The organism is Micromonospora sp. NPDC005161 (assembly GCF_053599855.1).
Map to the genome: position 1 here is coordinate 84,549 of NZ_JBSFYQ010000025.1, position 11,726 is coordinate 96,274.

11 protein-coding genes are annotated in these 11,726 nt (G+C 72.2%); 2 read left to right on the forward strand and 9 right to left on the reverse strand.

Features of this window, described 5'->3' with window-relative positions:
- The coding region (locus ACWD5O_RS23105; RefSeq protein ID WP_450086516.1) for a hypothetical protein at nucleotides 1-651 on the reverse strand (651 nt) is incomplete at its 3' end.
- A 230-nt stretch (nucleotides 652-881) separates the two neighbouring features.
- Here ACWD5O_RS23105 and ACWD5O_RS23110 point away from each other — a divergent pair.
- Nucleotides 882-1,373 (forward strand): DUF4383 domain-containing protein, encoded by a 492-nt coding sequence (locus ACWD5O_RS23110; protein WP_354965624.1) that lies wholly within the window; start codon nucleotides 882-884, stop codon nucleotides 1,371-1,373.
- Between the two features lie 72 nt (nucleotides 1,374-1,445).
- The gene (locus ACWD5O_RS23115) at nucleotides 1,446-2,105 is read left to right on the forward strand and encodes a DUF6766 family protein (protein ID WP_450086517.1); all 660 of its coding nucleotides are present in this window, start codon (nucleotides 1,446-1,448) and stop codon (nucleotides 2,103-2,105) included.
- A gap of 25 nt (nucleotides 2,106-2,130) precedes the next feature.
- On the opposite strand, the gene ACWD5O_RS23120 is transcribed toward ACWD5O_RS23115, so the two are convergent.
- From ACWD5O_RS23120 to ACWD5O_RS23155, 8 genes are all read right to left on the reverse strand, one after another.
- On the reverse strand, nucleotides 2,131-2,580 hold the full coding sequence (locus ACWD5O_RS23120; protein WP_450086518.1) for a GNAT family N-acetyltransferase: 450 nt from the start codon (nucleotides 2,578-2,580) through the stop codon (nucleotides 2,131-2,133).
- Nucleotides 2,581-2,650: 70 nt separating this feature from the next.
- Entirely contained in the window at nucleotides 2,651-4,123 is a 1,473-nt protein-coding gene (gene obgE / locus ACWD5O_RS23125) for a GTPase ObgE (protein WP_450086519.1), read from the reverse strand.
- Nucleotides 4,124-4,216: 93 nt separating this feature from the next.
- The gene (rpmA, locus tag ACWD5O_RS23130) at nucleotides 4,217-4,471 is read right to left on the reverse strand and encodes a 50S ribosomal protein L27 (protein ID WP_074313740.1); all 255 of its coding nucleotides are present in this window, start codon (nucleotides 4,469-4,471) and stop codon (nucleotides 4,217-4,219) included.
- A gap of 11 nt (nucleotides 4,472-4,482) precedes the next feature.
- Nucleotides 4,483-4,797 carry a 50S ribosomal protein L21 gene (gene rplU / locus ACWD5O_RS23135; RefSeq protein WP_074313742.1) on the reverse strand — a complete coding sequence of 105 codons (315 nt, stop codon included), beginning with the start codon at nucleotides 4,795-4,797 and terminating at the stop codon, nucleotides 4,483-4,485.
- A 166-nt stretch (nucleotides 4,798-4,963) separates the two neighbouring features.
- Nucleotides 4,964-5,473, reverse strand: coding sequence for a hypothetical protein (locus ACWD5O_RS23140; protein WP_450086520.1), 510 nt, complete (start codon nucleotides 5,471-5,473; stop codon nucleotides 4,964-4,966).
- A gap of 129 nt (nucleotides 5,474-5,602) precedes the next feature.
- A complete protein-coding gene (locus ACWD5O_RS23145) occupies nucleotides 5,603-8,659 on the reverse strand; it encodes an Rne/Rng family ribonuclease (RefSeq protein WP_450086521.1) in 3,057 nt (1,018 codons plus the stop codon).
- 131 nt (nucleotides 8,660-8,790) lie between these two features.
- Nucleotides 8,791-9,510 (reverse strand): TIGR03936 family radical SAM-associated protein, encoded by a 720-nt coding sequence (locus ACWD5O_RS23150; RefSeq protein WP_450086537.1) that lies wholly within the window; start codon nucleotides 9,508-9,510, stop codon nucleotides 8,791-8,793.
- A gap of 95 nt (nucleotides 9,511-9,605) precedes the next feature.
- Nucleotides 9,606-11,582, reverse strand: a complete 1,977-nt coding sequence (locus ACWD5O_RS23155) for a TIGR03960 family B12-binding radical SAM protein (RefSeq protein WP_450086522.1) — start codon at nucleotides 11,580-11,582, stop codon at nucleotides 9,606-9,608.
- Between the last annotated feature and the right edge of the window lie 144 nt (nucleotides 11,583-11,726).

Here is an 11,726-nt window from a genome sequence, read left to right on the forward strand (position 1 = left end):
GGCGCCGGGGGTCGGGTCGAGGTAGCCGCCCTGCGGAACGGCGTCCGGCACCGTGCGGGGCGCCGGCGGCGTCGGGATCACCGCGGTCTGCTCCGGGTCGTACGCGCCGGCGCCGCGGTGACCCGTCGAGCCGTTGCCGGAGTCGTCGCCGGCGGCGGAGATGCTGCGGGTCAGGCGACCGGCCAGCACGCCGAGCACCGCCGCGCCGACCAGGAAGGTGCCCGGGTTGCGCCGCGCGTAGTCGCGTACCTCGGTGATCAGGTCGCCGGGCTCGCGCTCCTCGAGCCAGCCGGCCACGCCGTGCACCCGGTCGGCGGCCTGGCGGGCCAGCTCGCTCACCGGGCCGGCCTGGCCACCCTGCTCGGCCATCGAGCGCATCTCGTCGGCGAACGAACGCAGCCCACCGGCCGCGCGGCGCTGCTGCTCGCCGGTCTGGCTGGCGAGCTGGTTGCGCGCCTCGCCGTAGAGGTTGCGGGCCTGCCGGGCCGCCTCACGGCCGACCTCGGTGCCCTGCTCCTTCGCGGTCTGCGCGACCGCGCCACCGGCGTGCGCGGCCTCGGATCCAACCTGGCGGGCCTGGTCGCGGACGCCTCCGCCGTTGGTCGACTCCTGCCCGTACGTGGAAGACGTGGGTGACAGATCGTAAGTCATGATTTCCCTTCCGCTCGGAAAGTCGTCGCGGTTGTGCTGGGGGGATGCGACCGCGCTGCCGCGGCCGCTGACGATTCACCTACCCTGCGTTCCGGCTTCCATGCCTCTTCGTGCATTTCTCTGCGCGGCCGGCGGGATCGACTTCAAAATGGAGGATCGTCGGGCTGCGTCACGTCGCCGCTGCGGACAGTGAGGTTCGCGAGGCCGGCAGATCCACGGAGGGGGCAGCGATGGCACGAGACGCGCGAGGGGGCCGACCAACCGGCCCCCGGCCTCGGGTGCAGACGGCGGCACTGATCGTGGCCGGCGTCTTCCTGCTGATCGGCATCCTCGGCTTCATCCCCGGCATCACCACCGACTACGGCGAGCTGCGGTTCGCCAGCCACCACTCGGACGCCCGGCTGCTCGGGCTGTTCCAGATCTCGATCCTGCACAACGCCGTACACCTGCTGTTCGGGCTGGTCGGCCTGGCGCTGGCCCGCAGCATCGGCGGCGCCCGGCTCTTCCTGGCCGGAGGCGGTGCGATCTACCTCGCCCTCTGGCTGTACGGCCTGGCGGTCGAGGCGATCGACGAGGACGGCGGGGTGAACATCCTGCCGGTCAACGCCGCCGACAACTGGCTGCACCTCGCGCTCGGCTTCGGCATGCTCACGCTCGGGTTGCTGCTCTCCAACCAGGTTGGCACCGGCGGACGTCTCGACACGCCGATCGACCGGCCCTGAACTGGCGCTTGAGCGGTTTGGCGGTCATCCCGGCAGGGGTATCCCGGGGGTGATTCGCGAAAGAGGTGTGACATGCCCCGTTGGCTGCGCGACAACGCCCTGACCGTCGCCATGCTCGGCGCGTTCCTGGTCTTCCTGGTGCTGCAGAGCGTCTTCGGCTGGCAGACCCACAACGAGGAGCTGACCGAGTTCGGCGCGACGCCGCTGAGCTGGCCGGCCTACCTGACCAGTGGGCACTTCGCGGAGGCGGTCTTCGAGAACTGGGAGTCGGAGTTCCTCCAGATGGGCGGGTACGTGCTGCTCACCGCCCACCTGGTGCAGCGGGGGTCGGCCGAGTCGAAGCCGGTGGACCAGACCGACCGGCCGGAGGACGACGAGCGCCGGGCCACCCCGCAGTCACCCTGGCCGGTGCGCGTCGGCGGACTGCCGCTGGTCGTCTACCGCAACAGCCTCTCCATCGCGCTGCTGCTGATCTTCGCCGGCTCGTTCGTCGGCCACCTGCTCGGTGGCACCGCCGCGTACAACCAGGAGCAGGCGTTGCAGAGTGGCGCACCGCCGATCGGGGTGTGGGACTTCCTCGGCACCAGCGACTTCTGGTTCCAGTCCATGCAGAACTGGCAGAGCGAGTTCCTCGCGGTCGGCGCCCTGATCGTGCTGAGCATCGTCCTGCGCCAGCACGCCTCGCCGGAGTCGAAGCCGGTCACCGTCGCGCACGCCAGCACCGGCGCCTGAGCGCCGGCACCGCGGCACGGGGCCGTCAGGCCGCGACCGGCAGCCGCTTGGCGAAACAGACGCTGTACGGGTTGTGCACGTACTCGCCGTACGCCGGGATCCGGTCGTAGCCGCACGAGGTGTAGAGCCCGATCGCGGCCGGCAGGTAGGTGCCGGTCTCCAGGCAGACCACCGAGTGCCCCTGCCGGAACGCCAGCTCCTCCAGCGCGGCCAGCAGCTGGCGGGCGATGCCCCGACCCCGGGACGCCGGCCGGACGTACATCCGCTTCACCTCGCCGGTGGCGGCGTCGATCGACTGGAGCCCGCCGCAGGCGACCGCCCGGCCGTTCACCACCACGGCGAGGTAGCGGATGTCGTCGTGGGTGACGGTGACCTGCCCGTCCAACCCGCCGTCGGCCTCGCGCAGCTCCCGCTGCTGCGCGGTGACCAGTGCGGCGATCTCCGGATCGATGGCGGGCCGAGCTTCGGTCAGCATCACCCCACGCTAGGCGGGGTGGATTTCGCGGAGGTTTCCGGCAATCAACCCGATCACGGAGCGCAACGGGCTATTCGGCGCCGTCCTCGTCGTCGATGTCGACGATGTCGTCGGACGCGTCGGCGCCCACCTCGTCCCCGGAACGCACCCGGCGGGCCTTGCGGGCGGCGAGCCGCTCGGCCGCACGCGCCCGGTTCGACCTCGCCTCCAGCCGGACGTCGGTGCCCCGGTTGCCGGGCGTGAACTCCACGCCGGCGTAGAGCGTCGGCTGCCAGTCGAACTCGCGCTCACCGATCCGGACCAGGTCGCCGGGCTGCGCGCCGGCCTTGGCCAGCTTGTCCTCGACCCCGAGCCGGGCCAGCCGGTCGGCCAGGTAGCCGATCGCCTCGTCGTTGTCGAAGTTGGTCTGCTTGACCCACCGCTCCGGCCGGACGCCCCGGACCGTGAACGAGCCGTCGGTCTCGGCCGTGATGGTGAAGCCCTCGTCGTCCACGGCCGTCGGCCGGATCACGATCCGGGTCGGCTCGGCCGGCGGCGCGGCCTTGCGCTGCGCGTCGACCAGCTCGGCCATCGCGTAGGTGAGCTCCTTGAGCCCCTCCCGGGTGGCCGCGGAGACCTCGAACACCCGGTAACCGCGCTCCTCCAGGTCGGGGCGCACGATCTCGGCGAGGTCGCGGCCGTCCGGCACGTCGACCTTGTTCACGGCCACCAGTCGCGGCCGGTCGGCCAGCCCGCCGTACTCGTTCAGCTCGGCCTCGATGGTCTCGATGTCGGCGACCGGGTCGCGGCCCGGCTCCAGCGTCGCCGAGTCGATGACGTGCACCAGCACTGCGCAGCGCTCGATGTGCCGCAGGAACTCCAGGCCCAGCCCCTTGCCGGTGGCCGCGCCGGGGATCAGGCCCGGCACGTCGGCGACGGTGAAGGTGTGGTTGTCCACCCGGACCACGCCGAGGTTGGGCACCAGGGTGGTGAACGGGTAGTCAGCGATCTTCGGCTTCGCGGCGGAGATCACCGAGATCAGCGACGACTTGCCGGCCGACGGGAAGCCCACCAGGCCCACATCGGCGACGCTCTTGAGCTCCAGCACCACGTCGAGGTGGTCGCCGGGCTCACCCAGCTCGGCGAAGCCGGGAGCCTTGCGCTTGGCGTTGGCCAGCGAGGCGTTACCTCGCCCGCCACGCCCGCCGCGGGCCACCTCGAAGGTGGTGCCGGCGCCGACCATGTCGGCCAGCACGGTGCCGTCGAGGGTCTGCACCACGGTGCCGTTGGGCACCTTGAGCACCAGTTCGTGGCCGTTGGCCCCGTCCCGGTTCGACCCCGCGCCACCCTTGCCGCTGTCGGCCTTGACGTGCGGGCGGAAGTGGAAGTCGAGCAGCGTGGTCACCTGCGGGTCGACCACCAGGGACACGCTGCCGCCGTGCCCGCCGTTGCCGCCGTCCGGCCCGCCGAAGGGCTTGAACTTCTCGCGGTGGATCGAGGCACAACCGTGCCCGCCATCGCCGGCCTGCAAATGCAGCACGACCCGGTCAACGAACGTCGCCACGGCGTCAATCCTTCCAGCGAGGTTCGACCCCGCACTGCGAAAAAAGCGAAGCGGGCCGGGACCCGGAGGTCCGCGGCCCGCAAAGCTTGAGAGCTACTGCTGCGGAACGATGCTGACGGTCTTGCGACCGCGCTTGGTGCCGAACAGGACCGCACCGGCGGACAGCGCGAACAGCGTGTCGTCGCCGCCACGGCCGACCAGGTCACCGGGGTGGAACTTGGTGCCGCGCTGCCGGATGAGGATCTCACCGGCGCTGACAACCTGACCACCGAAGCGCTTCACGCCGAGTCGCTGGGCCGCGGAATCACGACCGTTACGCGAGCTGGACGCACCCTTTTTGTGAGCCATTGGAGGACGACCTACTTCCCGCTGGAGATGCCGGTCACCTTGACCTGGGTCAGCGGCTGGCGGTGACCCTGGCGCTTGTGGTAGCCAGTCTTGTTCTTGAACTTGTGGATCTTGATCTTCGGGCCCTTGGTGTGCGCGGCAATCTCGCCGGACACCGCGACCTCGGCAAGCTTCGCCGCGTCGGTCACCAGGTCGTCACCGTCGACGAGGAGCACCGCGGTGAGCTTCACCGCGTCACCGGGAGCACCGGTGAGCTTCTCGACCTCGATCACGTCGCCCTCGGCGACCTTGTACTGCTTGCCGCCGGTCTTGACGATCGCGTACATCGGAGGCGGACTCCCTGTCGTTGAGGCTGCTGGCGGTCGTCCCCGCGGCGGCTCGCCGGGTAGCAGTGCACGGCGGCGCGGGCACACGGGAACTCGGCACACCAAAAGTGCGCCGCAGGCAAGAGTACGCCATCGCAGGCCCGGACCCCAAACCGGCCCGCCCTGGTCAGCGCGGGCAGAGCTGGTCGAGGCGCTGCTGGAGCCGATCCAGCTCGGTCTCGTCGATCGAATCGACGTCCGCGCCGAGCGCGGCGACCTCGGTGCTGATGTCGGTGAGCAGCGTCTTGAGCTGCGGGTCGGTGGCCCGGGCCGACTGCTCCCGCAGCGCGGTCCGCCAGCCGGCCAGCGCGGCCTCGGCCCGCTCGCGGGCCGCCTCGGCGGCGGTGGTGTCCCCGGCGCCCACCGCGGCGAGCATCTGGCCCACCTCCGCCACGTACGTCTCGAGCGCGGTGACGCCGGCCTGCTGCGCGACGGCGCAGACCTGCGCGGCGCTGCCACCCACCGGCGTGCCGGTCGACCCCGCTGGTGTACCGGCCGACCCGTCCCCGGGCCCCGCCGTCGGGCCGGAACCCCCGGTGGCCGTGCCGGTCGGGCCTTCGCCGGGCCGGTCGGTGGAGCAACCCGCCCCGGCGGAGAGCGCGGCGACCAGCACAGTGACGGCGAGCAGACGACGCATCTTCTTCTCCTGACCGGGGGTGGCCGATCGCGGACCGGGGTGGCGGGACGGCGAGGTCCCTCCCCCGTCACTTTGCCGGGGAAGGGACCTCATCAAACACCGGGCCGGTCAGACCGGCCGGTCAGCTGCTCAGGGGCGGGTCCGTCGGCGGGCGCCACCCCGGCGGGAACGACGCCGGCCCGCGCCACCCTCGGTGCTCTCCTCGTCGGCGTCGCCGTCGGCGAGCGCGTCCGGGTCGTCCGCGGCGGCCAGCCGGGCGGACTCGCCCCGCTGGCTGTCGGAGACCGCCGGCGCGGCTGCGGTGTCCGCCTCGTAGCGGGACAGGTCGTAGCCCATGGTGTCCACGTAGTCGGCGTCCGGCTCGGTGCCGGTGTCGCTGTCGACGACCTCGGCCACCGCCTTCTCGGCCGAGGCACTCTTGCGCGCCCGACGGCGGGACGACGCGCTGCCCTGCTCGGCGGGCGGGGCGGCGGCGACCGACGAGGCGACCGCCTTGACCTTCTCCCCCGCCCCGTTGGCGCGTGGCTTCTCCGGCACCGGCTCGGTGTGGATGATGACGCCTCGACCCTTGCAGCACTCGCAGGTCTCGCTGAACGCCTCAAGCAGGCCCGCGCCGATCCGCTTGCGGGTCATCTGCACCAGGCCGAGCGAGGTGATCTCGGTGACCTGGTGCTTGGTGCGGTCCCGGCCCAGGCACTCGGTGAGCCGGCGCAGCACCAGCTCACGGTTCGACTCCAGCACCATGTCGATGAAGTCGATCACCACGATGCCGCCGATGTCGCGCAGCCGGAGCTGGCGGACGATCTCCTCCGCCGCTTCCAGGTTGTTACGGGTGACCGTCTCCTCCAGGTTGCCCCCGGAGCCGGTGTACTTGCCGGTGTTGACGTCGACGACCGTCATGGCCTCGGTACGGTCGATCACCAGCGAGCCGCCGGAGGGCAGGAAGACCTTGCGGTCCAGGCCCTTGATGATCTGCTCGTCGATCCGGTACTCGGAGAACACGTCACTCGTGCCGACGTGCCGGCGCACCCGGTCGACCAGGTCCGGGGAGACGTGCGACAGGTACGACTCGACAATGTCGTACGACTGCTCGCCCTCGATCACCAGCTCGCGGAAGTCCTCGTTGAAGAGGTCCCGGACCACCCGGATGACCAGGTCGGGCTCCTCGTAGAGCAGCACCGGCGCGCCGCCCTCGGCGGCCTTGGCCTGGATGTCCTCCCACTGGGCCTGGAGGCGCTTGACGTCGCGGGCCAGCTCGTCCTCGCTGGCGCCCTCGGCGGCCGTCCGGACGATCACGCCCGCGCCGTCCGGGAGGAGCTTCTTGAGCACGTCGCGGAGCCGCTTGCGCTCGGTGTCCGGGAGCTTCCGGCTGATCCCGGAGGCGTTGCCGTTGGGCACGTAGACCAGGTGCCGGCCGGAGAGCGCGATGTGGCTGGTCAGCCGGGCGCCCTTGTGCCCGATCGGGTCCTTGGTGACCTGGACCAGCACCGAGTCGCCGGAACGCAGCGCCTGCTCGATCGAGCGGGCACGCCCCTCCAGGCCGGAGGTGTCCCAGTTGACCTCGCCGGCGTACAGCACCGCGTTGCGGCCCCGGCCGACGTCCACGAACGCCGCCTCCATGCTGGGCAGCACGTTCTGCACCTTGCCCAGGTACACGTTGCCGGCCATGGTGCCGGAGGAGTTGCGGGTGACGTAGTGCTCGACCAGCACGCCGTCCTCCAGGACGGCGATCTGGGTCCGGTCACCGCGCTGACGCACGGCCATCACCCGGTCGACCGCCTCCCGGCGGGCCAGGAACTCCGACTCGCTGAGGATCGGCGGCCGGATACGCCGCTGCTCACGGCCGTCCCGGCGGCGCTGGCGCTTGGCCTCCAGCCGGGTCGAGCCCGACACGCCCTGCACCTCGTCGACGGTCCGGCGCGGCTCGCGGATCTTGACCACGGTCGGCACGCCGTCGTCGGCGGCACCCTCGGTGTCACCGGCACCGCGGCGGCGGCGACGCCGGCGGCGGCGGGTCAGCCCGTCCCCGCCCTCGGACTCCTCGTCCTCGTCGCCCTCGGCCTCGGCCTCGGCCTCGGCGGTCTCCTCCTCCTCGGCCTGCGCGGCCTCGTCGGACTCCTCGTCCTCGGCGTCGTCGGCACCGCCCTTGCCCCGGCCACGGCCACGGCGACCACGCCGGCGGCGGCGGCGCGCGGCGGCGCTGTCCTCGTCGTCCTCATCCACCTCGGCGGCCTCGTCGGCCTCCTCGGTCGGCTCCTCCTCGGCCTCGATCGCCTCGACCGGTTCCACTGGCTCGGCGTCGCGGCGACCGCGCCGCCGCCGGCGGGACGGCTCGGCGGCCTCCTCCGCGGCCGGCTCCTCGGCGAACGGAGCGGGCTCCGCCGGCCGGGTCACCGGCACGGCGTCCGGCTGCGGCGCCATGAACAGCACGGTGGGCGCGGAGAGCGCCGCCCGCCGGCGGCGGGTCCGTGGCTGCTCCGGCTCGATGATCTCGGCCGGCTCGATCGGCTCGTTGGCCAGACCGGCCACGGCCGCGCCCGGCGGCACCTCGCCGGAGCCCTCCTGCGCGCCGCTGGTCCGGGCCGGTTCGGCGGCGATCTCCGCCTCGTCCAGCTCGGCTTCGGCCTCGCGCAGGTCGGACTCCGCCGGCGTCTCGGCGACCGGCTCCTCGACAGCGGCGGGCTCTTCGGCGGCGGGAGGCTCCTCGACAGCGGCCGGCGTGGCCTTCTTCCGCCGGGTGCGGGTCACCTTGACCGGGGGGACCACCTCGGGCGTGGCCTCCTCGGCGGAGGCCGCGACCAGCGGCTCCTCGGCGGCCTTCTCCACCGGGGCGGCCTTGCGGCGGCGCCGGGGGGTCTTCGGTGGGGTGTCCAGGTCGCCGGAGATCGGGGCGAAGACCTCCGCCTGTGGCGACTCGCCGGCGCCCGCCCCACCGGTGGGCGCCTCGACCGGGGCCTCGGCCTGCTCCGGTTGGTTGAGTGGTGCCGCCCGACGACGGGTCGTCCGGGTACGCCGCGCGGGCGCGGCGGGCTCGGCGCTGTCCGCGCCGGCCGGGTCCAGCGCGGCCGACCCGGCGGCGGTGGGGTTCGCGACGGCGGCGCCGTCGGCGGTGGTGCTCTGGTCAGCGGTGTCGCCGGCCGGCTGTGAACCGGTCCGTTCGCCGCCCTCGGGCTCGTTCTCGAGCATGGACGTTCTCCAGTTCTGGCTGCCCCGGGCGCGGGTGAGCGCTGCCACGCAGGGTCGCCGCAAAAGTGTTTCCGCCGGGCGCGCGTGGTGCGCGACCGCCGAAGTCTGCCTGCCAGAGCACTGACCGTCGGTCAGTGCCCAACGATGGCTGCCCCGTCGCGGTCCGCATCCAACGGATCCACGATCGCACCCTGCGCGGTCAGCGTGCCCTGAGCCAGCCGGGTCACCCTCGGCGAGACCGGCGGCTCCAGGTCGGCCACCACGCGGAGGCCGGAAAGGACGTCATCGGGCCGTACGGACGGGGTGACCTGCCGCACGACCAGTTCGAGTATCGCACACGGTACGGCCGGCGCCCCGGAAGGCGTCGGCGTCGGCGCGAGGACATCGATCGACATCACGGCCGTGCGGGCGTCGAAGGTACGCCGGCCCTGCTTGGTCATCCGCTCGACCAGCACCTCCTCGGCGGCGGTGAAGGCGTCCACGGCGGCGCGCAGCACGGCGGGGTCGACCTCGGGCAGCTCGATGTGCCAGTACGACGCCTCGATCCGGTCCGGCAGGCTGCCCCCGACGGCGATCACGGCGTCCAGCACGTCCAGCCCGGGTGAGAGCGCGGCGTCCAGCGCGGCCCGCAGCGCCTCCGGGTCGACCGGCGCCTGGAGGCCGATCTCCAGGTACTCCGCCTCGCTGGCCACCCCGGTGGGTGCGGCGCTGGCGTAGGAGATCTTCGGGTGCGGGGTGAAGCCCTGGGAGTAGGCGATCGGCACGCCGGCCCGGCGCAGCGCCCGCTCGAAGGCCCGGGCGAAGTCCCGGTGCGAGGTGAACCGCAGCGGCCCGCGCTTGGCGTACCGGATGCGGACGCGCTGGACGACCGGCGCCTGCCCACCCTCCGGCTGTGGTTTCTTACTGATCGTCTCGCTCCTCGGAACTCAGCACCGGTGGGGCCGGGTCAGGCGGTGGGGGTTTTGAGGCCCTTCACGGGGGTCAGGGGCAGGAGTTTCTTGCCGGTGGGGCCGATCTGGATCTCGGTGTCCATCGAGGGGCAGACGCCGCAGTCGAAGCACGGGGTCCACCGGCAGTCGTCCTGCTCGAACTCGCTGAGCGAGTCCTGCCAGTCCTGCCAGAGCCAGTCCTTGTCCAGGCCCGAGTCCAGGTGGTCCCAGGGCAGGACCTCCAGCTCGTCGCGGTGCCGGGTGGTGTACCAGTCGAGGTCCACCCCGAACGCGGGCAGCGTCTCGGCCGCCGCGTCCACCCAGCGCTGGTACGAGAAGTGCTCGCTCCAACCGTCGAACCGGCCGCCGTTCTCCCACACCCTGCGGATCACCGAGCCGACCCGGCGGTCACCCCGGGAGAGCAGCCCCTCGATCAGCGACGGCTCGCCGTCGTGGTAGCGGTAGCCGATCGCCCGGCCCAGCGAGCGGTCCGAGTTGATCGCCTGCTTGAGGATCTTGAGCCGGTGGTCGATGACCTCCGGGCGCTCCATCGGGGCCCACTGGAACGGCGTGTGCGGCTTGGGCACGAACCCGCCGATGGAGACCGTGCAGCGGATGTCCTTGGAGCCGGTGGCGGCCCGACCGGCCTTGATCACCTCGTGGGCCATGTCCGCGATCTCGAGGACGTCCTCGTCGGTCTCGGTGGGCAGGCCGCACATGAAGTAGAGCTTCACCTGCCGCCAGCCGTTGGTGTACGCGGTCACCACGGTGCGGATCAGGTCTTCCTTCGACACCATCTTGTTGATGACCTTGCGGATCCGCTCCGACCCGCCCTCGGGGGCGAAGGTCAGGCCGGTACGCCGCCCGTTGCGGGACAGCTCCTGCGCGAGGTCGATGTTGAACGCGTCCACCCGGGTCGACGGCAGCGACAGCGAGACGTTGGTGCCCTCGTACTGCTGGGCCAGGCCCGAGCACATGTCGCCGATCTCGGAGTGGTCGGCCGAGGAGAGCGACAGCAGGCCCACCTCGTGGAAGCCGGAGAACTCCAGCCCCTCGCGCACCATCTGCCCGACCGTGGTGATCGACCGCTCGCGCACCGGTCGGGTGATCATGCCCGCCTGGCAGAACCGGCAGCCCCGGGTGCAGCCCCGGAAAATCTCCACCGCGTACCGCTCGTGCACCGTCTCGGCCAGCGGAACGAGGGGCTTCTTCGGGTACGGCCAGGCGTCCAGGTCCATCGTCGTGCGCTTGTGCACCCGGAACGGCACGTCCGCCCGGTTCGGCACGACCCGCTGGATCCGCCCGTCGGGGAGGTAGTCCACGTCGTAGAAGCGCGGCACGTAGACGCTCTCGGTGCGGGCCAGCCGCAGCAGCAGCTCGTCGCGGCCACCCGGGGAACCCTCCGCCTTCCACTCCCGGACGATCGCGGTGATCTCCAGGACCGCCTCCTCGCCGTCGCCGAGCACGGCGGCGTCGATGAAGTCGGCGATCGGCTCCGGGTTGAACGCGGCGTGCCCGCCGGCCACGATCACCGGGTCGGCGTCCGTGCGGTCGGCGGCCAGCATCGGGATACCGGCCAGGTCGATCGCGGTGAGCAGGTTGGTGTAGCCCAGCTCGGTGGAGAAGGAGATGCCGAACACGTCGAAGTCGCGTACCGGCCGGTGCGCGTCGACGGTGAACTGCGGCACGCCGTGCGTGCGCATCAGGTTCTCCAGGTCCGGCCAGACCGCGTACGTCCGCTCGGCGAGGGTGTCGGGCAGCTCGTTGAGCACCTCGTAGAGGATCTGCACGCCCTGGTTGGGCAGGCCCACCTCGTACGCGTCGGGATACATCAGCGCCCAGCGCACGGTCGCCGCGTCCCAGTCCTTGACCACCGCACCCAGCTCACCACCCACGTACTGGATGGGCTTCGAGACCTGCGGGAGCAGTGGCTCCAGCCGGGGCCAGACGGAATTGGTCGCGGCCGCGCGCGGCGTCGTGGACGGGGCACTCATGATGCCCAAGGGTACGCGCCCGCCCGGCGATGACCGCGCGCACGCCGCCCACGACGCCCCGAGGACCAGCGGTGGCGGTGAGCGCCGCCCCCGCCACGACGCCCGGTCGGCGACGGTGGCGGCACGGTACTAACCTCGGACCGG

Excerpts from the sequence above, each read along its gene's own strand:
- ACWD5O_RS23110 (WP_354965624.1), top strand. The coding sequence starts at position 882 with ATGGCACGAGACGCGCGAGGGGGCCGACCAACCGGCCCCCGGCCTCGG.
- ACWD5O_RS23115 (WP_450086517.1), top strand. The coding sequence starts at position 1,446 with ATGCCCCGTTGGCTGCGCGACAACGCCCTGACCGTCGCCATGCTCGGC.
- ACWD5O_RS23120 (WP_450086518.1), bottom strand. The coding sequence starts at position 2,580 with ATGCTGACCGAAGCTCGGCCCGCCATCGATCCGGAGATCGCCGCACTG.
- rpmA (WP_074313740.1), bottom strand. The coding sequence starts at position 4,471 with ATGGCTCACAAAAAGGGTGCGTCCAGCTCGCGTAACGGTCGTGATTCC.
- rplU (WP_074313742.1), bottom strand. The coding sequence starts at position 4,797 with ATGTACGCGATCGTCAAGACCGGCGGCAAGCAGTACAAGGTCGCCGAG.
- ACWD5O_RS23140 (WP_450086520.1), bottom strand. The coding sequence starts at position 5,473 with ATGCGTCGTCTGCTCGCCGTCACTGTGCTGGTCGCCGCGCTCTCCGCC.
- ACWD5O_RS23145 (WP_450086521.1), bottom strand. The coding sequence starts at position 8,659 with ATGCTCGAGAACGAGCCCGAGGGCGGCGAACGGACCGGTTCACAGCCG.
- ACWD5O_RS23155 (WP_450086522.1), bottom strand. The coding sequence starts at position 11,582 with ATGAGTGCCCCGTCCACGACGCCGCGCGCGGCCGCGACCAATTCCGTC.